We start from the raw sequence: 23,831 nt of genomic DNA, 5'->3' as shown, positions 1-23,831 counted from the left end.
CGGGCGGCAGCCAAAGCGCGGGATTATAACGCAAAGCGTAGGAGCGGGCTTGCCCCGCGATTGCATACATTCAGACATACCGCATCGCGGGGCAAGCCCGCTCCTACAGCGGTTATTCGGCGATCAACCAATCCATCCGCCAGCTACCCTGGGTCTGCGCCAGCACCTGAGCCAGCCACGGCAGCAGTGCACGCAGCTCCTCTTCCAGGCCCCATGGCGGGTTGGCAATTGCCAGGCCAGAACCGTTAAGGCCCTGCGGGCTGTCCTGCGGATGCACATAGAGCTCGATCCGCAGCAGCTTCGGCGCACCGGTGCTGGTCAGGTCCTGGTAGAAACGCACCAGCTGGCGCTGATCCTTGATCGGGTACCAGATGGCTGCGACGGTCTGGCGCATGCGACTGATGGTCTCTTTCATCGCCTGGGTGCAGCGCTTGAGCTCGTCGGCCTGCTCGAACGGCGGGTCGATCAGCATCACTGCACGCTTTTCCTGCACTGGCAGCAAGGCCCGCGGCACATGCCAGCCCTCGCCCAGGTGCACGGCGACGCGCGGGTCCTTCTTCATGTTGTCCTTGAGCAGGCGGCCGTCTTCGGGGTGCTTCTCGTTGAGCAGCACACGGTCCTGCTGGCGGGCCAGGCGCCGGACCAGCTCCGGGGAACCCGGGTAGTAGCGCAGCTCGCCGTCAGGGTTCATCTTGCGCAGGATGCGCAGGTAATCTGCGGTTACCTCCGGCAGGTCATCGCGCCCCCAGAGACGGCCGATACCTTCCAGCCACTCGCCGGTACGCGTCGCCTGGTCGCCCTGCAGGTCATAAAGCCCGAGGCCTGCGTGGGTATCGAGGTAGGCAAACGGCTGTTCCTTGCGCGACATCAAAGCGATGAGGCGGGTCAGCACAAGGTGTTTGAAGACGTCGGCGTGGTTGCCGGCGTGGAAGGCGTGACGATAGTTCATGGCAACTCCTGCAAGACCGCGCAGTTTACCTTGTCATGCGGGCGGCGTCAGGCACGGGCCGCCAAAACGACAACGACCCGGGCTCTTGCGAGGCCGGGCCGTTGTCAGGCGAAGCTCAGCAGCCGATCAGCGACCGGCCTTGAACGCCTCGTCGGCAGCTTCGAAGCGCGACACCATGCCTTTCGACGGGTTGCCGGCCCGGCTGACGAAGTAGATCGCCAGGGCGCCGAGAATGAAGCCCGGGATGATCTCGTACAGACCCCAGATGGAGAAGTGCTTCCACACCACAACGGTGATCGCACCCACCAGGATACCGGCCAGTGCGCCGTCACGGGTCATGCCTTTCCACAGGACCGAGATCAGCACCACCGGACCGAAGGCGGCACCGAAGCCTGCCCAGGCGTAGCTGACCAGGCCCAGTACGCGGTTCTCAGGGTTGGAAGCGATGAGGATGGCAACCACGGCCACCAGCAGCACCATGGCGCGACCGACCCAGACCAGCTCCAGCTGCGAGGCACCCTTGCGCAGGAAGGTCTTGTAGAAGTCTTCGGTCAGGGCGCTGGAGCACACCAGCAGCTGGCAGCTCAGGGTACTCATGACCGCCGCCAGGATGGCCGACAGCAGAACACCGGCAATCCAAGGGTTGAAGAGGATCTTGGCCAGCTCGATGAACACACGCTCGTGGTTCTCGGTAACCGGACCGGCCACTTCAGGATGCGCCGAGAAGTAGGCGATACCGAAGAAACCAACGGCGCAGGTACCCACCAGGCAGAGGATCATCCAGGTCATGGAGATGCGACGGGCTTTAGCGATCGACTTGACCGAGTCAGCGGCCATGAAGCGCGCCAGGATATGCGGCTGGCCGAAGTAGCCCAGACCCCAGCCCATCAGCGAGATAATGCCGATGAAGGTAGTGCCCTTGAGCATGTCGAAGTTGCCCGCATCCTTCAGCTCGATGGCGGCAAAAGTCGTGTCAAAGCCACCGGTTGCGATCAGCACGATCACCGGAGTCAGGATCAGGGCGAAGATCATCAGTGTGGCCTGGACGGTATCGGTCCAGCTCACCGCCAGGAAGCCACCAACAAAGGTGTAGGCAATGGTCGCCGCTGCGCCAGCCCACAGCGCTGTCTCGTAGGACATGCCGAAGGTACTTTCGAACAGACGGGCGCCGGCAACGATGCCGGAGGCGCAATAGATGGTGAAGAACACCAGGATTACCACCGCGGAGATGATCCGCAGCAACCCGCTGTTGTCTTCGAAACGGCTGGAGAAGTAATCCGGCAGGGTCAGTGCATCACCGTTGTGCTCGGTCTGCACGCGCAGGCGGCCGGCGACGAACAGCCAGTTCAGGTAGGCACCGACGATCAGGCCGATGGCGATCCAGCTTTCCGACAGACCCGACATGTAGATAGCGCCCGGCAGGCCCATCAACAGCCAGCCACTCATGTCCGACGCACCGGCCGAAAGCGCGGTGACCACGCTGCCGAGGCTGCGACCGCCAAGAATGTAATCAGAAAGGTTGTTGGTAGAGCGATAGGCCATGAAGCCGATCAGCACCATTGCCGCGATGTAGATCACGAACGTGATCAAGGTTGGATTGCTTACACTCATTGTTGCGCCCTGGCGTTTGTTTTTATGTAGCGACAGCCTCAGAGGAGGTTGCACCCAGGCCGCGAATCCTATGCAACAACGCAAAGAGGGTGCAACCTGTTTTTACTTTCAAGTTGCACCTCGTCGGATTTTTTGCGTAACAGCCGTTTTTTGCTCCCTTTCGGAGCAAGAACCACCGTTATCAGAAGAAAACGCACCACAAACAGCCATTTTTGCTGTGTGGTTTTACCCTCCGGACGAGTAGCACTTATTTCCTACATATTTTGGGTTGCACTAGGTTGCACCCAAATTCGCGCACGGATAATCTTGGCGCCAGCTTAAGCCACAACCTGTGGCAATAATGAGGATAAGAAATGGCGACGACCACCCTTGGGGTCAAACTCGACGACCCTACCCGTGAGCGACTCAAAGCAGCTGCGACGTCCATCGACCGCACGCCGCACTGGTTGATCAAGCAAGCGATCTTCAATTACCTGGAGAAGCTCGAGGGTGGCGCCACCCTGACCGAACTCAACGGTCAGCCAGGCATTCATGCCGACGATGCCGGCGAAGTCCAGGCCGACCACGCCCACCAGTGCTTCCTCGAGTTCGCCGAGAGCATCCTGCCGCAATCGGTACTGCGCTCGGCCATCACCGCCGCCTACCGCCGCCCCGAGCCGGAAGTGGTGCCGATGCTGCTGGAGCAGGCACGCCTGCCGGCCGCCATGGCCGAAGCCACCAACAAGCTGGCCGCCGGCATCGCCGAAAAACTGCGTAACCAGAAGAGCGCTGGCGGCCGTGCCGGCATTGTTCAGGGCCTGCTGCAGGAATTTTCCCTGTCGTCCCAAGAAGGCGTGGCGCTGATGTGTCTGGCCGAAGCGCTGCTGCGCATCCCCGATAAAGGCACTCGCGACGCCCTGATCCGCGACAAGATCAGTACCGGCAACTGGCAGCCGCACCTGGGCAACAGCCCGTCGCTGTTCGTCAACGCTGCCACCTGGGGCCTGCTGCTGACCGGCAAGCTGGTCTCGACCCACAATGAATCCGGCCTCACCTCTTCGCTCAGCCGCATCATCGGCAAGAGCGGCGAGCCGATGATCCGCAAGGGCGTCGACATGGCCATGCGCCTGATGGGCGAGCAGTTCGTGACCGGCGAAACCATCGCCGAGGCCCTGGCCAACGCCAGCAAGTTCGAAGCCAAAGGCTTCCGTTACTCCTACGACATGCTCGGTGAAGCCGCTCTGACCGAACATGACGCACAGAAGTACCTGGCGTCCTACGAGCAGGCCATCCACTCGATCGGCAAGGCCTCCCACGGCCGCGGCATCTATGAAGGCCCGGGCATCTCGATCAAGCTCTCGGCCCTGCACCCACGCTACAGCCGCGCCCAGTACGAGCGCGTCATGGAAGAGCTGTACCCGCGCCTGCTGTCGCTGACCCTGCTGGCCAAGCAATACGACATCGGCCTGAACATCGACGCCGAAGAAGCCGACCGCCTGGAGCTGTCGCTGGACCTGCTCGAGCGCCTGTGCTTCGAGCCGCAACTGACCGGCTGGAACGGTATCGGTTTCGTTATCCAGGCGTACCAGAAGCGCTGCCCGTATGTAATCGACTACGTCATCGACCTGGCCCGCCGCAGCCGCCATCGCCTGATGATCCGCCTGGTAAAAGGCGCCTACTGGGACAGCGAGATCAAGCGCGCCCAGGTCGAAGGCCTGGAAGGCTACCCGGTCTACACCCGCAAGGTGTACACCGACGTTTCCTACATTGCTTGCGCACGCAAACTGCTGTCGGTGCCAGAAGTCATCTACCCGCAGTTCGCCACCCACAACGCTCACACCCTGTCGGCCATCTACCACATTGCGGGTCAGAACTATTACCCGGGCCAGTACGAGTTCCAGTGCCTGCACGGCATGGGCGAGCCGCTGTACGAACAGGTTGTCGGCAAGGTCGCCGATGGCAAGCTGAACCGTCCGTGCCGCGTGTACGCACCAGTCGGCACCCATGAAACCCTGCTGGCCTACCTGGTTCGCCGCCTGCTGGAAAACGGCGCCAACACCTCGTTCGTCAACCGTATTGCCGACCAGTCGATCTCGATCCAGGAACTGGTCGCCGACCCGGTCGCCACCATCGAGCAGATGGCCACCCAGGAAGGCAACTTCGGCCTGCCGCACCCACGCATTCCGCTGCCGCGCGACCTGTATGGCGCCGAGCGGGCCAACTCCGCCGGTATCGACCTGGCCAACGAACACCGCCTGGCTTCGCTGTCCTGCGCCCTGCTGGCCACTGCCCACAATGACTGGAAAGCCGCGCCGATGCTCGGTTGCGCTTCGAGTAATGAGGCAGCGGCACCGGTATTGAACCCGTCCGATCTGCGCGATGTGGTCGGTCATGTTCAGGAAGCCACCGTTACCGACGTCGACAACGCCATCCAGTGCGCCCTCAATGCCGCGCCGATCTGGCAGGCCACCCCGCCAGCCGAACGCGCGGCGATCCTGGAACGTGCCGCCGACCTAATGGAAGCCGAGATCCAGCCGCTGATGGGCCTGCTTGCCCGTGAAGCCGGCAAGACCTTCGCCAACGCCATTGCCGAAGTGCGTGAAGCAGTCGACTTCCTGCGCTACTACGCCGTGCAGGCACGTAACGATTTCAGCAATGACGCCCACCGCCCACTGGGTCCGGTGGTATGCATCAGCCCATGGAACTTCCCGCTGGCGATCTTCAGCGGCCAGGTTGCCGCTGCGCTTGCCGCTGGCAACCCGGTGCTGGCCAAGCCGGCCGAACAAACGCCGCTGGTTGCAGCCCAGGCCGTGCGCCTGCTGCTCGAAGCCGGTATTCCGGAAGGCGTGGTGCAACTGCTGCCAGGCCGCGGTGAAACCGTCGGCGCCCGTCTGGTCGGTGATGACCGGGTCAAAGGCGTGATGTTCACCGGTTCCACCGAAGTTGCGCGCCTGCTGCAACGCAACATCGCCGGCCGCCTGGATGCCCAGGGCCGCCCGATCCCGCTGATCGCCGAAACCGGTGGCCAGAACGCGATGATCGTCGACTCTTCGGCGCTCACCGAACAAGTGGTCATCGACGTAGTGTCGTCGGCCTTCGACAGCGCCGGTCAGCGTTGCTCGGCGCTGCGCGTACTCTGCCTGCAGGAAGATTCCGCCGACCGCGTCATCGAAATGCTCAAGGGCGCCATGGCTGAAAGTCGTCTGGGTAACCCCGAGCGCCTGGCCGTGGACATTGGCCCGGTGATCGACGCCGAAGCCAAGGCGGGTATCGAGAAGCACATCCAGGGTATGCGCGACAAAGGCCGTACCGTGTACCAGATGGCAATCGCCGATGGTGAAGAGATCAAGCGCGGCACCTTCGTGATGCCAACCCTGATCGAACTGGAAAGCTTCGACGAGCTGCAACGCGAGATCTTCGGCCCGGTACTGCACGTGGTGCGCTACAACCGCAAGAACCTCGACCAGCTGATCGAGCAGATCAACGCGTCCGGTTACGGCCTGACCCTGGGTGTGCACACCCGGATCGACGAAACCATTGCCAAGGTCATCGACAACGTCAACGCCGGTAACGTCTACGTCAACCGCAACATCGTCGGTGCCGTGGTCGGCGTACAGCCGTTCGGTGGTGAAGGCCTGTCGGGTACCGGCCCGAAAGCCGGTGGCCCGCTGTACCTGTACCGCCTGCTGTCGACCCGTCCGGCCGGCGCCATCGAGCAGTCGTTCCAGCGCACCGACGGCGAAAACGCCCCGGACACCCGCCTGCGCGACAGCCTGAGCAAACCGCTGCAAGCCCTCAAAACCTGGGCGGCGAGCAATCAGCTGAACGACCTGAGCGGCTTGTGCGAACAGTTCGCCCAGCAATCGCAAAGCGGTATCAGCCGCCTGCTGGCGGGCCCGACTGGCGAGCGCAACAGCTACACCATCCTGCCGCGCGAGCACGTGCTGTGCCTGGCCGAGGTCGAAGCTGACCTGCTGACCCAGTTGGCCGCGGTCCTGGCCGTAGGTAGCTCGGCTGTCTGGCCGGAAGGCGAGTTGAGCAAGACCCTGCGCAATCGTCTGCCGAAGGAAGTGCAAGCGCGCATCCAGCTGGTGGCCGACTGGAACAAGGACGAAGTGGTGTTCGACGCCGTCCTTCATCACGGCGACTCCGACCAACTGCGCGCCGTGTGCGAGCAGGTGGCCAAGCGCGCCGGTGCCATCGTCGGTGTTCACGGCCTGTCGTCGGGTGAAACCGCGATTGCCCTGGAGCGCCTGGTGATCGAGCGCGCGCTGAGCGTCAACACCGCAGCTGCCGGTGGCAACGCGAGCCTGATGACTATCGGCTGATAGCCTGCGGCGCCTCTATCGCGGGTCAAGCCCGCTCCTACAACGTAGGAGCAGGCTTGGCCCGCGATGCTTTCTAGCCCAGAAATTTCGCACGCTGATGATGTAACAGCCACCACAGGCTACCCGCCTTCACGACCTCGGAAGCAATGACCAAAACAAGCATGAGCCAGAGGCTGTAGGCTGGCGACAGCTTTGCCCATACCAATAGAATCGAAATGGACGGCACCATGAACATCAGCCGAAATGGAATCTGTAGCAAACCGAGATAAACCCCCGACTTCCGCCCCGCCAACAACAGCAAACAGCTGACAATGATCGACAGATGCAAGGTGAAGCTCATACCCGCGAGCCACTTGGCGAAAATGCCATGATCCTGAAGCAACCCGATCATGTTTTGGGCGTCGGTGTAATAGAGGATCTGACCTCTACGAAGACTGCCCTGGACATACAAGACAATAAAAAATGCATCCATCCCACCCCACCAATACCGGGTTATAAGTGGGAGCTGATTCATAGGCTGACGACTGGAGGCCTCAGGCATCAGCAAACGTCACGATGAAAAGCCCCGCCAGCAAAACCACGAGAAAAGACACCAGTACTACCCAAACCAGGATTCCAACCGACATCCATGCCCAGTTCAGGAGTGACAACCGGGAATTTGACTGGCCTTTCGGGTCGCCCACGCAGGTATTTATCGCCCCCTGAATTCTGGCCACCACCCAAAGTATCAAGACATCCATAGCCAATACCGCACTCAACAAAGGCAGCGGCGCCAGCTCCATCATCTGATTTGCCCACAACGAGAGCGCTGTCAGCAGGATCAAGGCGCATACCAACCAGAACGGCGACCACCTGTAGCTTCGACCAGACAGGTGCAATTGCCGATCGACCCTGCTCAGCAGGCTGTAAAGAAACAGAATGCCGAAGATGCTTCTTACCAGCGGCAACACTCGCTCCCCGGTTTCACGCCGGTAGAGCGCCCAGCTTTGGTAATGGCAAAAAGCCCAATAAAGACCAAAGGTGAACAGGTTCATCACAATCATCTTTCTGATCGATACGACGAAGAACATTGGCCCGCTGACTGGGGTATCAGGGAGGTCAGGGCTCATCGAAGCGGTGCTGTTAGTGGTCATGGCTACGGCCTTCGGTAATGGGCCGACCATCTAAGCCTGCTCGTGCATCACAGATCTGCCCTCTGGCTCCGAAGCAAGGGTACGAACATTCCCAAACGCCTTGTGCCCTGCCATCACCCGCATCTATTTCGCTGTGCAGTAGCAACGTCACTACCTAGACTCGGCCCATCCCCAGACAGGAATGCCGCCATGTCCGAGACTCTGCTCAGCGCCCGCAACCTGGCCTTCGAACTCTACGAAGTGCTCGACGCCGAGGCCCTGACCCAACGCCCGCGCTTTACCGAGCACAACCGCGAAACCTTCGACGCCGCCCTGGCCACCGCGCGGACCATCGCCGAAAAGTACTTCGCCCCGCACAACCGCAAAGGCGATGAGCACGAGCCGCGTTTTGAAAATGGCGAAGCCGTGTTGATTCCCGAGGTTAAGCCTGCGGTGGATGCCTTCCTTGAGGCCGGCTTTCTCAATGCCTGCCGTGACTTCGAAGCCGGTGGCATGCAGTTGCCGACCCTGCTGTCGCAAGCCTGCTTCGCCCACTTCCAGGCCGCCAACGCCGGGACCACGGCCTACCCGTTCCTGACCATGGGCGCCGCCAACCTGATTGAAAGCTTTGGCAGCGACGAGCAGAAACGCCTGTTCCTGCAGCCGATGATCGAAGGCCGTTTCTTCGGCACCATGGCCCTCACCGAGCCGCACGCCGGTTCGTCCCTGGCCGATATCCGCACCCGCGCCGAACCGGCTGGCGATGGCAGCTATCGGCTGCGCGGCAACAAGATTTTCATTTCCGCCGGCGACCATCCACTGTCGGAAAACATCGTGCATATGGTCCTGGCCAAGCTGCCGGATGCGCCGCCCGGGGTGAAGGGCATTTCGCTGTTTATCGTGCCCAAGTTCCTGGTCAATGCCGACGGTAGCCTGGGCCCGCGCAACGATGTACTGCTGGCCGGTCTGTTCCACAAGATGGGTTGGCGCGGCACTACCTCGACAGCGCTGAACTTCGGCGACAACGGTCAGTGCGTCGGTTATCTGCTGGGCAAGCCGCACCAGGGGCTGGCCTGCATGTTCCAGATGATGAACGAGGCGCGCATCGGCGTCGGCATGGGCGCGGTGATGCTCGGTTATGCCGGCTACCTGTATTCGTTGGAGTACGCCCGTCAGCGGCCGCAGGGACGCCTGCCAGACAACAAGGATCCGGCCACCGCCGCCGTGCCGATCATCAGCCACAGCGATGTGAAACGCATGCTGCTGACCCAGAAGGCCTACGTCGAAGGCGCCTTCGACCTGGGCCTGTACGCGGCGCGGCTGTTTGATGACACTCAGAGCGGCGGGAGCGAAGCGGTTCGCCAACAGGCCCAGGAACTGCTCGACCTGCTGACGCCGATCGTCAAATCCTGGCCTTCGGAGTTTTGCCTGAAGGCCAACGAGCTGGCCATCCAGATTCTTGGCGGCCATGGTTACACCCGCGAGTACCCGGTCGAACAGTACTACCGCGACAACCGCCTGAATCCCATTCACGAAGGCACCCACGGCATCCAGTCGCTGGACCTGCTCGGGCGCAAACTGGCACAGAACGGTGGTGCCGGGCTCAAGCAACTGGTCCGCCTGATCGCCACGACTTGCGAGCAAGCCCACCAACACAGCAGCCTGGATCGCCTGCGGGTACCGCTGGAGCAGTTGCTCAACCGCCTGCAGGAAGTGACCCTGGGCCTGCTCGCTGATCTGGCCCAGGGTCAGGTCAACACTGCCCTGGCCAACTCGGCGCTGTACCTCAAGGCCTTCGGCCACTGCGTGATCGGCTGGCGCTGGCTGGAGCAGGCGGTCCGTGCCGAACAGGGTCTGGCCCGCGGCAACCCGGCCGATCGCGACTTCTACCTGGGCAAATTGCAGGCGGCGCGTTATTTCCTGACCTGGGAAGTGCCGGGCTGCCATAATGAGCTGGCATTGCTCGCGGCCCGTGACGATACCTGCCTGAGCATGCACGACGAGTGGTTCTGAGGGGGAACCACCGCGCACACGGAGGTTCCCGCATGTTCGAGTTGACCGCATTGCTGCGCCAGCGCTTCGCCGCCCTGCGCAGCAGTGGCGAATTTTTCTCCCTGCGTTATGTGCAGCAGAGCCAGCAGCACCTGTCGGTGCGCAAAAATATCGCCGAGCCGCCGTTCCTCGGCCGCGACGAAGGCGCAATGCTCACCGTGCGCCTCAATGGCGTGGAAACCTACGCGGCCACCGCCGACCTGTCGCAATCCGGCTTGCAACGCGCTCTGGAGCAGGCTGAGGCACTGGCCCGGCAGATCGCCGGGCGCGCCCTGCTCGACCTGCGCGAACAACCGGTGGCCACCGGCCGCTCCGACTACTGCTCACCCAACCTCGAGCAAGCTTTCCCGTCTCTGGGCGACTGCTACGCCCTGCTCGCCCAAGAGTCGGCCAGCGTGCCGAATGACAGCCGCCTGGTGAACTGGCAGGCCAGCCTTGGCGTCAGCAACATCGAGCAGATCTACCTGAACACCGCCGGCGCCGAACTGCGCCAGGCCCAGCGTTTTATCTACCCAGGCTTCAGCACCACCGCCTTCGACGGTCAGGACAGCCAGACCCGCACCCTGGGCCGGGACAACTTCGGCCAGCAGGGCGGCCTGGACGTGATTGAGCGTTGCGGCCTGGTCGGTGCCGGGGCCAAGGTCGCTGACCAGGCCCTGCAACTGCTGCTGGCGCCGAACACCCCGAGCGGTGTGCGCGACCTGCTGCTGATGCCCGACCAGATGATGCTGCAGATCCATGAATCCATCGGCCACCCGCTGGAAATGGACCGCATCCTCGGCGACGAGCGCAATTACGCCGGCACCAGTTTCGTCAAGGCCAGCGACTTCGGCAGCCTGCAATACGGCTCTAAACTGCTCAACGTAACCTTCGATCCGTCGATCCGCGAGGAGCTCGCCAGCTACAGCCATGACGATGACGGCAGCGCCGCGCACAAGCAGTACCTGATCAAGGACGGCCTGCTGATTCGCCCGTTGGGTGGCGCCCTGTCGCAGTTCCGCTCAGGCCTTGAAGGGGTGGCCAACAGCCGCGCCTGCGGCTGGAACCGCGCGCCAATCGACCGCATGGCCAACCTCAACATCGAGCCGGGGGACAAGACCCTTGAGCAACTGATCGGCGGCATCGAGCAGGGCATCCTCATGCGTACCAACCGCTCATGGTCGATCGACGATGCGCGCAACAAGTTCCAGTTCGGTTGCGAGTGGGGTCAGTTGATCGAAAACGGCGAGCTCAAGGGTGTGGTCAAGAACCCCAATTACCGCGGGATCTCCGCACAGTTCTGGAGCAACCTCAGCGCCGTCGGTGACGCCAGCACCTTGCAGGTACTGGGTACCCCGAACTGCGGCAAGGGCGAGCCGAACCAGGTGGTACGGGTGGGCCACGCCTCCCCCGCCTGCATATTCAGCCAGATCGACGTATTCGGAGGAGACGCCTGATGGCTGCCAACCCACTGCAAAGCTTCCAGCACTTGGTCGCCAGCCTGCGCGACGCAGTACGCGCCCCCGAGCATTTCACCCTCAGCTACAGCGGCGAACACTCGCAGTTCATCCGTTTCAACCACGCCAAGGTACGCCAGGCCGGTGAAGTGCAACAGGCCAGTTGCGTGCTCAAGCTGATCGCCGACGGGCGTCAGGCCGAGTTGCAGTTCACCCTCGGCAACGACGCCGAAGTCGACCAACTGCGCTTGCAACAGGCTCTGGAGCAACTGCGCCAGACCCTGCCGCTGCTCGAACCCGACCCTTACCTGCAACTCAACGACAGCGCCTGGCAAAGCCATAGCGTGCAGGATCAACCGCTGCCTGACAGCGCCGAGGTACTGGCGCAGATCGAGCAAGGCGCGGGTGATCTGGACCTGGTTGGCATCTACGCCGCGGGCCCGATCTGCCGGGGCTTCGCCAGCTCGTTCGGGGCCTTTGGCTGGCACCAGGCCAACAGCTTCAACTTCGACTGGAGCTTGTTCCACAGCAACGGCGAGGCGGTCAAAGCCAACTATGCCGGGCAAACCTGGGACCACGAGGCCTTCGCCGCGCGCCTGCAGCAGACCCGCGAACAGCTTGACTACCTCGGCCGCCCGCTGAAAAAGCTCGCCCCCGGCCAGTACCGCGCCTACCTGGCACCGGCGGCGCTGGACGAAATCATGGGCATGCTCTGCTGGGGGGGCTTCTCGGCCCAGGCCATCGCCACCAAGAACAGCCCGCTGCAACGCCTGTATAGCGGCGATGCCAGCCTGAGCCCGTTGACCAGCATTGCCGAGCAGGTCAGCGGTTCGCTGAGCCCGTCGTTCTCTGACGAAGGCTTGCTGCGCAGCGACTTGCGCCTGATCGATCAGGGCCAGGCCCTTGACCGGCTGATCTGCGCCCGCAGCGCCGCCGAGTTCGAACTGGCGGCCAACGGTGCCGATAGCTATGAGTCGCCGTGCGCCCTGAGCATGTCGCCGGGTTTGCTTGCGCACAGCGAAATCCTCGCCCGCCTGGGCACCGGCCTGTACATCAGCAACCTCTGGTACCTGAACTACTCGGACCTGCCCGCCGCGCGCATGACCGGCCTGACCCGCTTTGCCACCTTCTGGGTCGAGAACGGCGAGATCCAGGCGCCGGTGAGCACCATGCGCTTTGACGACAGCGTCTACAGCTTGCTGGGGTCGCAGCTGGAAGCGTTGACCGCAGAGCGCGAGTTGATTCTGTCGACCAGCACCTACGGGCAGCGCCAGACCAGTTCGAGCCATTTGCCGGGAGCTTTGGTCAAACGCCTGACGTTGACACTGTGATAACCCCGATCGCTGGCAAGCCAGCTCCCACACGGATCTGTGTGAACTTGTCCCTGTGGGAGCCGGCTTGCCGGCGATGAGGCCCTCGACCTTGTAGAGATGCCCATGCCCAACCGCGCCCCGCTGGACCCGACCACCGCCCGCTGGATCCCCTGGGTAGTGGCCATCGCCTTCTTCATGCAGTCGCTCGACGGCACCATCCTCAACACCGCCCTGCCGGCCATGGCCCGCGACCTGGCCGAGGACCCGCTGCGCATGCAGTCGGTGATCATCGCCTACATGCTCACCGTGGCCCTGCTGATCCCGGCTTCAGGCTGGATCGCCGACCGCTTCGGTACCAAACGCATCTTCTTTGGCGCGATCCTGCTGTTCAGCCTCGGTTCACTGCTCTGCGCCCTGGCCAGCAGCCTCGGCATGCTGGTGGCGGCGCGGGTGATCCAGGGCCTGGGCGGGGCATTGATGCTGCCGGTCGGGCGCTTGGTCGTACTGCGCGCTTACCCGCGTTCGGAGCTGGTGCGGATCATGAGCTTCATCACCATCCCCGGTCTGCTCGGCCCACTGCTGGGCCCGACCATGGGTGGCTGGCTGGTGGAGATTCTCAGCTGGCACTGGATCTTCCTGCTCAACCTGCCCGTTGGCGCCATCGGCTGTTATGCGGTGTGGAAGTTCATCCCCGACCTGCGCGGCTCGGAACGTACCCGCTTCGACGGCATCGGCTTCGTGCTGTTCGGCGCGGCGATGGTACTGATCACCATTGCCATGGAAGGCCTGGGCGAGCTGCATTTGCCGCACCTGCGGGTGATGCTGCTGCTGTTCGCCGGCATGGCCTGCCTGGCCGCCTACTGGCTACGTGCGGGTAGCATCGACAACCCGCTGTTTTCGCCAAAACTGTTCCACACCCGGACCTTTTCGGTGGGCATCCTCGGCAACCTGTTCGCCCGCCTGGGCAGCGGCGCGCTGCCGTTTCTGGTGCCGCTGTTGCTGCAGGTGGCGCTGGGCTATTCACCGTCCCAGGCCGGCATGAGCATGATCCCGCTGGCCGCTGCAGCGATGGTCGCCAAGTCGATTGCCCGGCCGCTGATCGAGCGCTTTGGCTACCGCAACATTCTCACCGGCAACACCCTGCTGCTAGGCCTGCTGCTGGCCAGCCTGGGACTGGTCGACGAGCAGACGCCTTACGCCCTGTTGCTGTTGCAGTTGGGCCTGCTGGGCGCGGTCAACTCGATGCAGTTCACGGCGATGAACACCGTGACCCTGATCGATCTGGACGACAACAACGCCAGCAGTGGCAACAGCCTGCTGTCGGTGGTCGCGCAATTGTCGCTGAGCCTCGGCGTGGCCTGCGCCGGCGCCCTGCTTGGCGGCTTTACCGCAGCGGGCAGCGCCGAGGGCGTGGAGAGTACCCTCGGGGCGTTCCAGCTGACCTTCGTGACCATCGGCCTGATGGCCATGCTGGCGGCGGCGATCTTCATGCAGCTGTCCAGGGCTGACGGAAGGCGTGCCCCTCGTCCGGAACCGGAGATCGAGCCTTAGGGCTAAAGGCCACGAGGCTGGTACACTGCGCGACATTTTGTTTTGCAGGCCAGTCTCGTGACCACCATTGCCACCGCCTTCGCCACTTTGCCGCTGTCCGCCGCCATGCTGGCCAACCTGGACGCCCTCGGCTACGCCCAGATGACCCCGATCCAGGCCCAGAGCCTGCCGGTGATGCTCAAGGGCATGGACCTGATCGCCCAGGCCAAGACCGGCAGCGGCAAGACCGCCGCCTTCGGCATCGGCCTGCTCAACCCGCTCAACCCGCGCTACTTCGGTTGCCAGGCGCTGGTGCTGTGCCCGACCCGCGAGCTGGCCGACCAGGTGGCCAAAGAACTGCGCCGCCTGGCCCGCAGCGAAGACAACATCAAGATCCTCACCCTGTGCGGTGGCGTGTCCCTCGGCCCGCAGATCGCCTCGCTGGAGCACGGCGCGCACATCATTGTCGGCACCCCGGGCCGCGTGCAGCAGCACCTGAGCAAGGGCACCCTGGTGCTCGATGGCCTCAACACCCTGGTGCTCGATGAAGCCGACCGCATGCTCGACATGGGCTTCTACGACGCCATCGCCGACATCATCGGCCAGACCCCGAAGCGTCGCCAGACCCTGCTGTTCTCCGCCACCTACCCAGCCGGCATCAAGCAGCTGGCCTCGGCCTTCATGCGCGACCCGCAGACCGTCAAGGTCGAGTCGCAGCACGCCGACAGCCAGATCGAGCAGCGCTTCTACGAGATCAACCCGGACCAGCGCATGGAAGCGGTGAGCAAGCTGCTCGACCATTTCCGTCCGCAGTCGTGCGTGGCGTTCTGCTTCACCAAGCAGCAGTGCCAGGAGCTGGTCGAGCACCTGCAGGCCAAGGGCATTGCCGCCCAGTCCCTGCATGGCGACCTGGAACAGCGCGACCGTGACCAGGTCCTTACCCTGTTCGCCAACCGCAGCCTGTCGGTGCTGGTGGCCACCGATGTCGCCGCACGCGGCCTGGATATCGATGCCCTGGACATGGTCATCAACGTCGAGCTGGCCCGCGATGCCGAGATCCACGTGCACCGCGTCGGCCGTACCGGCCGGGCTGGCGAGAAGGGCCTGGCGGTGAGCCTGGTGGCCCCGGCTGAAGGTCATCGCGCCCAGGCCATCGAAGACATGCAGAAGGCCGCCCTGCGCTGGGAACAGCTGGACAGCCTCAAGGCCCAGAATGGTGCACCGCTGCTGCCGACCATGAGCACCCTGTGCATTGCTGCCGGGCGCAAGGACAAGCTGCGCCCTGGCGATATCCTCGGTGCCTTGACCGGTGACGCCGGGTTGCCGGGCACGCAGGTCGGCAAGATTGCCATTTTTGATTTCCAGGCATTTGTCGCCGTCGAGCGGGCGGTGGCCAAGCAGGCGCTGCAGCGGCTCAACAGCGGCAAGATCAAGGGGCGGTCGTTGCGGGTGCGGATCGTCTAATTACCTTTTCGCGGGGCAAGCCCGCTCCTACACACCATCGCTGTAGGAGCGGGCTTGCCCCGCGATAGCTTCACCATCGAATTTCGAGGATTTTGCAGTGCGTTCCACCGAAGTGATCATCATCGGCGCTGGCGCCGCCGGCCTGATGTGCGCCTTGAGCGCCGCCAAACGCGGCCGTCAGGTGCTGTTGCTCGACCACGCCAACAAACCGGGCAAGAAAATCCTCATGTCCGGCGGTGGCCGCTGCAACTTCACCAACATGTACACCGAGCCGGGCAATTTCCTCTCGCACAACCCGCACTTCTGCAAGTCGGCCCTGGCCCGCTACACCCAGTGGGACTTCATCGAGATGGTCGGCAAGCACAGCGTGCCCTACCACGAGAAGAAGCTCGGCCAGCTGTTCTGCGATAACAAGTCCAGCGACATCCTCGGCATGCTCCTCGACGAATGCGCCAGCGCCGGCGCCGAGCTGCGCATGGATACCCGCATCGAGCAGATCGAAAAACTCGACAGCGGCTACCTGCTGGAAACCAGCGCCGGACAGTTCCGCTGCCAGTCACTGGTGATCGCCACCGGCGGTCTGTCGATCCCGACCCTGGGCGCCACCGGTTTCGGCTACCAGGTCGCCCGCCAGTTCGGCCACACCCTGCTGCCGACCCGCGCGGGCCTGGTACCGTTTACCATCACCGAACCACAGCTCAAGGCGATCTGCACTGAACTGTCCGGTACCTCGGTGGACTGCGTGGCCAGCTGCAACGGCACCGCCTTCCGGGAAAACCTGCTGTTCACCCACCGCGGCCTGAGCGGCCCGGCGATCCTGCAGATTTCTTCGTTCTGGCAGGCCGGCGACACGCTAGAGATCAACCTGCTGCCAGAGCACGACGCCCTGAGCTGGCTGCAACAGCAACAGGCCGAGCGCCCCAACAGCGAGCTCAAGACCCTGCTCGGGGAGATCTTCACCAAGAAGATGGCCAACCTGCTGGCCGAGCACTGGTTCGTCTCCAAGCCGATGAAGCAGTACACCCCGGCGGAACTGGCCCAGGTCAGCGACAAGCTCGGGGCCTGGCAGGTGGTGCCGGCCGGCACCGAAGGCTACCGCACGGCCGAGGTGACCCTGGGCGGCGTCGATACCCGCGAGGTCTCGTCGAAAACCATGGAATCACTGAAAAGCCCGGGCCTGTACTTTATTGGCGAAGTGCTCGACGTCAGCGGCCACCTGGGCGGCTTCAACTTCCAGTGGGCCTGGGCCTCGGCGTACGCGGCCGCGCAGTTCGTCTAACCTTCGCGGTAGAATCAGCGCATCAAGGAACAAATTTTGCTGGTCAGATGGCAGCGGTAACACTGCTGCCATCTGATTGGCTCAATTTCGATCATCGCCCAAGGCCTGCCCACCCGACATGTCATCCTCCTCGTTCAGCCAATCGTTGCGCCGCCTCTGGGCCCTGGACAAGTTCAGCTACGCCATCCGCGTTCTTATCGCCCTGACCGGCAGCATGCTGCTGTGCTGGTACAAGGACGAAATGAGCCTGCTGATTCCGCTGTTCCTGGGGATTATCGCCAGCGCCCTGGCCGAGACCGACGACAGCTGGCAAGGGCGCCTGAATGCCCTGGCAGTCACCCTGGTGTGTTTCACCATCGCCGCGCTGTCGGTGGAACTACTGTTCCCCTACCCGATCATCTTCGGCTGCGCCCTGGCCCTGGCCAGCTTCGCCCTGACCATGCTCGGCGCCCTCGGTGAACGCTACGGCGCGATTGCCTCGGCGACCCTGATCCTGTCGGTCTATACCATGATCGGCGTCGACCAGCGCGGCGGCGAAGTCACCGATTTCTGGCATGAGCCGCTGCTGCTGGTGGCCGGCGCCGCCTGGTACGGCCTGCTCTCGGTGCTGTGGCAGGCGTTGTTCTCCAACCAGCCGGTGCAGCAGAGCCTGGCCCGGCTGTTCCGCGAACTGGGCCGTTACCTCAAGCTCAAGGCCACCCTGTTCGAGCCGATTCGCCAGTTGGACGTCGAAGCCCGCCGCCTGGAGCTGGCGCAGCAGAACGGCCGGGTGGTGGCCGCGCTCAACGCAGCCAAGGAGATCATCCTGCACCGGGTCGGCAATGGCCGGCCGGGGTCGAAGGTCAGCCGCTACCTGAAGCTGTACTTCCTCGCCCAGGACATCCACGAGCGCGCCAGTTCTTCGCACTACCCGTACAACGCCCTGACCGAAGCCTTCTTCCACAGCGATGTGCTGTTCCGCTGCCAGCGCCTGCTGCGCCAACAGGGCGTGGCTTGCCAGCAACTGTCCGAATCCATCCAGCTGCGCCAGCCGTTCACCTACGACACCAGTTTCGCCCAGGCCCTGGAAGACCTGCACGCTTCGCTCGAGCACCTGCGCATCCAGAGCAACCCGGCCTGGCGTGGCCTACTGCGTTCGCTGCGCGCACTGGCGGCGAACCTGGCGACTCTTGACCGCCTGCTCAGCGACGCCAGCAACCCCGACAACCTCGCCGATGCCAGCGACAGCAGCCTGCTCGACCGTTCGCCGCGTAACTTCAAGGACGTCTGGAGCCGCCTGCGCCAGCAACTGACACCGACCTCGCTGCTGTTCCGCCACGCCCTGCGCCTGCCCCTGGCACTGTCGATCGGCTATGGCATGGTGCATTTGATTCACCCGACCCAGGGTTACTGGATCATCCTCACCACCCTGTTCGTCTGCCAGCCCAACTACGGCGCCACGCGGCGCAAGCTGGTACAAAGGATCATCGGCACCGCCATCGGCCTGACCGTCGGCTGGGCGCTGTTCGACCTGTTCCCAAGCCCGGTTGTCCAGTCGCTGTTCGCCGTGGCCGCCGGGGTGGTGTTCTTCGTCAACCGCACCACCCGCTACACCCTGGCCACGGCGGCGATCACCCTGATGGTGCTGTTCTGCTTCAACCAGATCGGCGATGGCTACGGGCTGTTCCTGCCACGGCTGTTCGATACCCTGGTGGGCAGCCTGATCGCCATCCTGGCGGTGTTCCTGTTCCTCCCGGACTGGCAGGGCCGCCGCCTGAACAAGGTGCTGGCCAACACCCTGAGCTGCAACAGCACCTACCTGCGCCAGATCATGCAGCAGTACGCCCAGGGCAAGAGCGACGACCTCGCCTACCGCCTGGCCCGGCGCAACGCCCACAACGCCGATGCAGCGCTGTCGACCACCCTGGCCAACATGCTCATGGAGCCTGGGCATTTTCGTAAGGAGGCGGATGTCGGTTTTCGCTTTTTGGTGCTCTCGCACACCTTGCTCAGCTATCTCTCGGGCCTGGGCGCACACCGCGACAGCGCGCTGGATGCCGCGGTTCGCGAGCAGTTGATCGATGGCGCCGGGGCGAGCCTGGCCAACAGCCTGGATGAGATTGCCGAAGGCCTGGCCAGCAAACTGCCGGTGGCGATCCACAGCGATGCCGAAGAAGCCCTGGCCAACGACCTTGAGCAGATGCCCGAAGAGCTCGACGAAAACCAGCGTCTGGTGCAAACCCAGCTGGCGCTGATCTGCCGGCAGCTGGGGCCGCTGCGCACCCTCGCCGCGCACCTGATCAAGGACAGCACGCCGGCCTGATTACATGCCGTGCTGCTTGAGCAACCGGGCGTAGCTGCCATCGGCTTTCATCTGGGCGATGGCACGATCGAAGCCGGCGACGATCTGCTGGTGCTCGGGGTTCTTCAGGCTGACGAGAATATGCAGGCTGTTCTCGCTGACGGGCTTGTCAAAGAACTCCACAGCTTCACGCACCTCTTTCGGTTCGCGCTTGAGGTAGTAACCGGCAACAAACTCATCTTCCAGCGCCAGACGCACGCGGCCGGCGGCCAGCATGCCGACGGCGACGGAAAAACTGCGTACCGGAATTTTCTGCAAGTTAGCGTCGCTGTCGAACTCGGGTGAGTAGGCGTAATCGCGCACCACGGCGACGGGGAACGGGTACAGGTCGCTAAGGGCATTGAAGCGCACCGCATCGCCCTTGCGTTTGAGCAGGCGGATACGGTTGGTCAGGTAGCCAGCGGAGAACTGGCCGATTTCGGTTCGCGAGTCGTTGTACCAGGCATTGACCAGCACATCGTAGCGCCCGTCCCCCACCCCCAGCAGCGCCCGCGCCCAGGGCACCTGTTGGTACTGGCTGGTATAACCGGCACGGGTCAGGGCGGTGGTGACAATGGCCGTGGCAAGGCCACCGTTGGCCATGTTGGCATCGGTGAAAGGTGGCCAGCTGTCGGCAACCAGGCGCAGTGTGGCGGCCTGCGCCGTCGTGCTCGCCAGTAGCAGTATTCCCAGCAAAGCCAAGACTCGAAGCAATGGCCGCATGCTCAAATCCTTTAGCGAACCCCTGGTTCGCGCCGTTGATTTCAACTGCTTGAGAATGTTCAGTGCCAATCAGCCATTGCAGGTTACACAAAGAAGAAGTACTCGGGCAGAGGCAAATGATATCAAATGGCCTCTATTCCGGTCGACTTCGAGCCTGTATTGACCTGGCGCAATTAGACCCTCGCGCGGCTGTCTGCCATGATCAGGGGTATCAACCACTTGAGAGACGCCCATGGCTATCGACTGGATCTGCAAACACCACAGTGACATTGGCAAGGAACAACTCTATGCCATTCTGCGACTGCGCACCGAAGTCTTCGTGGTCGAACAGAAATGCGCCTACCAGGAAGTCGACGGCCAGGACCTGGAGGGCGATACCTGCCACCTGATGGCCTGGGAAGGTGACAACCTGCTGGCTTACTTGCGTTTGCTGGACCCGCAAGCCCAGGGTGGTGACGTGGTCATTGGCCGGGTACTGATCGCCCCCGAAGCACGTGGCCGCGGCCTGGGCCATGAACTGATGGAGCATGGGCTCAAGTACGCAGAGCATTACTGGCCTGAAGTGCCGGTGTACCTGTCAGCCCAGGCGCACTTGCAGGACTACTATGCGCGCCATGGTTTCAAGGTGGCGGGAGAGGAATACCTGGAAGACGATATCCCGCATATCGGTATGCGTCGCGGCTAGAAGCATCGCGGGGCAAGCCCGCTCCTACAATTGTGTGGGAGCTGGCTTGCCAGCGATGGGGCCCTCAGGGATAGCCAAGCACCTCACGAACACTGCGCAAATGCTGAATGATCCACTGCTTGTCGATCGCTCCCCAGTCGCGAATCCGGTAGTGCCCGGCATGATTGCGCGCCCCTGCCTGCTGCTCGAACTCACAGACGATATCCAGGTCAGCCAGGGCGGCAATGGTGTCCTGGGCGGTACGCCGGGGCATGCCGGTGGCTTCCATCAAGGCCGGGACAGTGCTGGCGGTCTGGCTGTCGATCAGCCAGGCGACATACAGCCGGCGGTAGAAACTGCTCTTGGTCTTGCTCACTTCCATTGGCAAATCCTCAGGGCCTACAGGCTGGCGGGCAGCTCGCGGTAGGTCAGGTAAACCCGCAGGTCGAATTCCAGTTGATGGTAGCCCGGCTGCATGTATTCGCAGAGCTGGTAGAACGCCTTGTTGTGATCGGACTCTTTCAGGTGCGCCAGCTCGTGTACCACGATCATCTTCAAAAACTGCGGCGCCGCCTCCTTGAACAACGAGGCGATACGGATTTCCTTCTTGGCCTTCAACTTGCCGCCCTGTACCCGCGACACGGCCGTATGCAGCCCGAGCGCGCGATGGGTGAGGTCAAGGCGGTTGTCGAACAGCACCTTGTCGAGGTTCGGCGCGTTGCGCAGGTGCTCCTGCTTGAGCGCCTGGGCATAGGTGTACAGCGCCTTGTCGCTCTGCACCGCGTGCCTGTCCGGATAGCGCTGCTGCAGGTAGTCGCCCAGGCGATTGCTGGCAATCAACTGGCGAACCTGGTCTTGCAGGGCGGGCGGGTAGGCTTGCAGGTACTTGAGTGCGGTCATGGCCAAAACGGTTGACGATAAAACGCCCAGTGTACCGAACTACACCCGCTGCCAGTCAAAAAAGCCCGGAAACGCCCCGGCGTCCCCTGGTGTCATGGGCCGCGCCACCAGAAACCCCTGCACATACTCACAACCGTTGGCCTGCAGCCATTGCGCCTGCTCGCGGGTTTCGACGCCTTCGGCGATGACGCTGATCGCGTACTGTCGGCACAGGTCAATCACACAGCGAACCAGGGCCGCGTCCGCTTGCGACCCGGGCAACCGGGCGACCAGATGGCGGTCGAGCTTGAGGGTGTCGATCGGCAGGTCGCGCAACATGCGCAGCGAGCAATCGCCAGCACCGAAATCGTCGAGGGCGATACGCACGCCCAGCTCACGCAGCTTGTGCAACTGCTTCAAGGCCACATCGTTGTTGACCATCAACGAAGTCTCGGCAACCTCGACCTCAAGCTGCGCCGGGTCAAGGCCCTGGCTGGCAATCACCCGTCCGAGCTCCTCGACCAGGTTGGGCATGGCAAACTGCACGCGGCTGAGGCTGATCCCCAGCACCAGGCCCGGCTCGAAGCATTCCTGCCAGTCACGCCGCTGCGCCACGCCTTGGGCGTAGATCCAGCTGGCCAGGCGCGAAATCAATCGCGCCTCTTCCAGCAAGGGCAGAAACAACCCTGGCGGTACATCGCCGACGCTGGGATGCTGCCAGCGCAATAGCGCCTCGAAGCCGCGCAGACGCCCGTCGGCAAAGGCGACCTGAGGCTGGTAGACCAGGCTGAAATCCTTGTGTTCAATGGCACCGCGCACCGAGTCTTCGAGCATCAGGCGTGAGCGTGCCCTGCCGTTGAGGTCCTGGTCGTAATAGCGGTACTGCTGGCGCCCAGCCTGCTTGGCCGCATACATCGCAGCGTCGGCCGCGCGCAACAGGCCGTCGAGGTTGGCGCCGCAATCGGGGTAGGTGGCAATACCGATGCTCACACCCAGGGTCACTTCCATGCCCTCGATCTGCTGGCAGATCGACATGCGCTCGATCACCCGCTCGGCAAAGCGCGCGGCCTCCTCAGGGTATTCCAGGGCATCGAACAGCGCGGTGAACTCGTCGCCGCCCATGCGCGCGAGGATCGCACTGGCGCCCAGGCAATCCTTGAGCTGTTCGGCCACCCAATGCAGCACCCGGTCGCCGGCCTCATGGCCGAGAAAATCATTGATGCGCTTGAAGCCATCCAGATCCAGGTACATCAGGGCCTGGGTCTTGTCGCTGCGCTCGTTGCGCACCAGGGCGCTTTCGGCAGCCTGATAGAAGCCACGGCGGTTGAGCAGCCCGGTCAGGGGGTCGGTGACCGCCTGGAACTCCAGTTGCTGGTGCAGGTTGCGCACCACCGACATGTCCAGCACCGTGACCACCATGGCGCGCTGGCCATCGGTCAACGGCGAGCACGACAGCGCCACCGGCACCGGCTGGCCACCCGCCGTGCGCAGCAGGGCGTCGTGCAAGCGGAAGATCTGCCGATCCAGGTAGGCCTGGTAGAAAGCCGAATCGCTCCACAACGTCATCCCCGGCGATTGCACGAAATCCAGCAGGTTGGCACCTTGCAGCACCTCTACCGACGCTTCGAGCAACTGTGAGATGGCCGGATTGGCAAAAGTAATCTCGCCGTTTTCACCCACCACCAGGATGCCTTCGGCGGCATTGTTGAGCACCGATGCATTGAAAGCCCGCGCCGCTTCCAGGTCGCGGCTCAAGCGCTGCAACGAGCGTCGGTTGCGCTGCTGCTCGAGCAAGACCTGAACCTTGGGCTTGAGGATCTGTGGGTCGAAGGGTTTGAACAGGTAGTCCACCGCCCCACTGGCATACCCCTTGAGCACGGCGGCCTGGGACTGCTCGTTGGCCGTGAGGAAGATGATCGGCGTCAGCCGCGTGCGCTGGCTGCCGCGCATCAGGCGCGCAACCTCGAAACCATCCATGCCCGGCATCTGCACATCCAGCAGCACCAGGTCCACTTCATGTTCGAGCAGCGCGCTCAGGGCTTCCATCCCCGAGCTCGCGGTGAGTACTTGCCAATCCTGGCGGGCCAGCAAGGCCCGCATGCTGATCAGATTTTCCGGGTAATCATCAACGACCAGCAGTACTGAGCCGCTATCGTGTGACTGAGGTTGCGCGCAATCCATGCTGCTTCTCT

At 63.1% G+C, this 23,831-nt stretch carries 17 protein-coding genes; 9 read left to right on the top strand and 8 right to left on the bottom strand.

Going from position 1 to position 23,831, the window contains the following annotated elements:
- Positions 1 to 112 precede the first annotated feature (112 nt).
- On the bottom strand, positions 113 to 949 hold the full coding sequence (locus tag LOY45_RS02160; RefSeq protein ID WP_258578684.1) for a 23S rRNA (adenine(2030)-N(6))-methyltransferase RlmJ: 837 nt from the start codon (positions 947 to 949) through the stop codon (positions 113 to 115).
- Between the two features lie 126 nt (positions 950 to 1,075).
- Complete coding sequence (gene putP, locus LOY45_RS02155) at positions 1,076 to 2,560, bottom strand: sodium/proline symporter PutP (RefSeq protein ID WP_115089180.1); 1,485 nt, start codon at positions 2,558 to 2,560, stop codon at positions 1,076 to 1,078.
- A 353-nt stretch (positions 2,561 to 2,913) separates the two neighbouring features.
- Here putP and putA point away from each other — a divergent pair, with 353 nt between their 5' ends.
- Positions 2,914 to 6,867 (top strand): trifunctional transcriptional regulator/proline dehydrogenase/L-glutamate gamma-semialdehyde dehydrogenase, encoded by a 3,954-nt coding sequence (gene putA / locus LOY45_RS02150; RefSeq protein ID WP_115089182.1) that lies wholly within the window; start codon positions 2,914 to 2,916, stop codon positions 6,865 to 6,867.
- Positions 6,868 to 6,940: 73 nt separating this feature from the next.
- Here putA and LOY45_RS02145 read toward each other — a convergent pair whose 3' ends face one another.
- A complete protein-coding gene (locus LOY45_RS02145; RefSeq protein ID WP_148708575.1) occupies positions 6,941 to 7,339 on the bottom strand; it encodes a hypothetical protein in 399 nt (132 codons plus the stop codon).
- Between the two features lie 61 nt (positions 7,340 to 7,400).
- Positions 7,401 to 8,000, bottom strand: coding sequence for a hypothetical protein (locus LOY45_RS02140; RefSeq protein ID WP_258578683.1), 600 nt, complete (start codon positions 7,998 to 8,000; stop codon positions 7,401 to 7,403).
- Positions 8,001 to 8,189: 189 nt separating this feature from the next.
- Here LOY45_RS02140 and LOY45_RS02135 point away from each other — a divergent pair, with 189 nt between their 5' ends.
- From LOY45_RS02135 to yccS, 7 genes are all read left to right on the top strand, one after another.
- A complete protein-coding gene (locus LOY45_RS02135; RefSeq protein ID WP_258578682.1) occupies positions 8,190 to 9,992 on the top strand; it encodes an acyl-CoA dehydrogenase in 1,803 nt (600 codons plus the stop codon).
- Between the two features lie 32 nt (positions 9,993 to 10,024).
- Positions 10,025 to 11,467: a TldD/PmbA family protein gene (locus tag LOY45_RS02130; protein WP_134064570.1), complete on the top strand. Its 1,443-nt coding sequence runs from the start codon at positions 10,025 to 10,027 to the stop codon at positions 11,465 to 11,467.
- Positions 11,467 to 12,798: a TldD/PmbA family protein gene (locus tag LOY45_RS02125; protein ID WP_258578681.1), complete on the top strand. Its 1,332-nt coding sequence runs from the start codon at positions 11,467 to 11,469 to the stop codon at positions 12,796 to 12,798. Before LOY45_RS02130 ends, LOY45_RS02125 begins: the two co-directional genes overlap by 1 nt.
- A gap of 105 nt (positions 12,799 to 12,903) precedes the next feature.
- Positions 12,904 to 14,331, top strand: a complete 1,428-nt coding sequence (gene mdtD / locus LOY45_RS02120) for a multidrug transporter subunit MdtD (protein WP_115089195.1) — start codon at positions 12,904 to 12,906, stop codon at positions 14,329 to 14,331.
- 105 nt (positions 14,332 to 14,436) lie between these two features.
- Positions 14,437 to 15,774, top strand: coding sequence for an ATP-dependent RNA helicase DbpA (dbpA, locus tag LOY45_RS02115; RefSeq protein ID WP_258579288.1), 1,338 nt, complete (start codon positions 14,437 to 14,439; stop codon positions 15,772 to 15,774).
- Between the two features lie 97 nt (positions 15,775 to 15,871).
- Entirely contained in the window at positions 15,872 to 17,053 is a 1,182-nt protein-coding gene (locus tag LOY45_RS02110) for a BaiN/RdsA family NAD(P)/FAD-dependent oxidoreductase (RefSeq protein ID WP_115089200.1), read from the top strand.
- 118 nt (positions 17,054 to 17,171) lie between these two features.
- Positions 17,172 to 19,355: a YccS family putative transporter gene (yccS, locus tag LOY45_RS02105; RefSeq protein ID WP_115089201.1), complete on the top strand. Its 2,184-nt coding sequence runs from the start codon at positions 17,172 to 17,174 to the stop codon at positions 19,353 to 19,355.
- Here the strand turns inward: yccS and LOY45_RS02100 are convergent, their stop codons facing one another.
- Positions 19,356 to 20,096: a substrate-binding periplasmic protein gene (locus tag LOY45_RS02100; RefSeq protein WP_115089203.1), complete on the bottom strand. Its 741-nt coding sequence runs from the start codon at positions 20,094 to 20,096 to the stop codon at positions 19,356 to 19,358.
- Between the two features lie 232 nt (positions 20,097 to 20,328).
- On the opposite strand from LOY45_RS02100, the gene LOY45_RS02095 reads away from it, so the two are divergent.
- A complete protein-coding gene (locus tag LOY45_RS02095) occupies positions 20,329 to 20,781 on the top strand; it encodes a GNAT family N-acetyltransferase (RefSeq protein ID WP_115089205.1) in 453 nt (150 codons plus the stop codon).
- 64 nt (positions 20,782 to 20,845) lie between these two features.
- Here the strand turns inward: LOY45_RS02095 and LOY45_RS02090 are convergent, their stop codons facing one another.
- From LOY45_RS02090 to LOY45_RS02080, 3 genes are read right to left on the bottom strand one after another with little or no spacing between them, the layout of a single operon-like run.
- Positions 20,846 to 21,142: a winged helix-turn-helix domain-containing protein gene (locus LOY45_RS02090; RefSeq protein ID WP_115089207.1), complete on the bottom strand. Its 297-nt coding sequence runs from the start codon at positions 21,140 to 21,142 to the stop codon at positions 20,846 to 20,848.
- Positions 21,143 to 21,159: 17 nt separating this feature from the next.
- Positions 21,160 to 21,660, bottom strand: coding sequence for a M48 metallopeptidase family protein (locus LOY45_RS02085; RefSeq protein WP_115089209.1), 501 nt, complete (start codon positions 21,658 to 21,660; stop codon positions 21,160 to 21,162).
- Between the two features lie 39 nt (positions 21,661 to 21,699).
- On the bottom strand, positions 21,700 to 23,820 hold the full coding sequence (locus LOY45_RS02080; protein WP_258578680.1) for a putative bifunctional diguanylate cyclase/phosphodiesterase: 2,121 nt from the start codon (positions 23,818 to 23,820) through the stop codon (positions 21,700 to 21,702).
- Between the last annotated feature and the right edge of the window lie 11 nt (positions 23,821 to 23,831).

The organism is Pseudomonas wadenswilerensis (genome assembly GCF_024749185.1).
GTDB classification, from domain to species: domain Bacteria; phylum Pseudomonadota; class Gammaproteobacteria; order Pseudomonadales; family Pseudomonadaceae; genus Aquipseudomonas; species Aquipseudomonas wadenswilerensis.
This window is presented reverse-complemented; position numbering and strand designations above follow the sequence as displayed.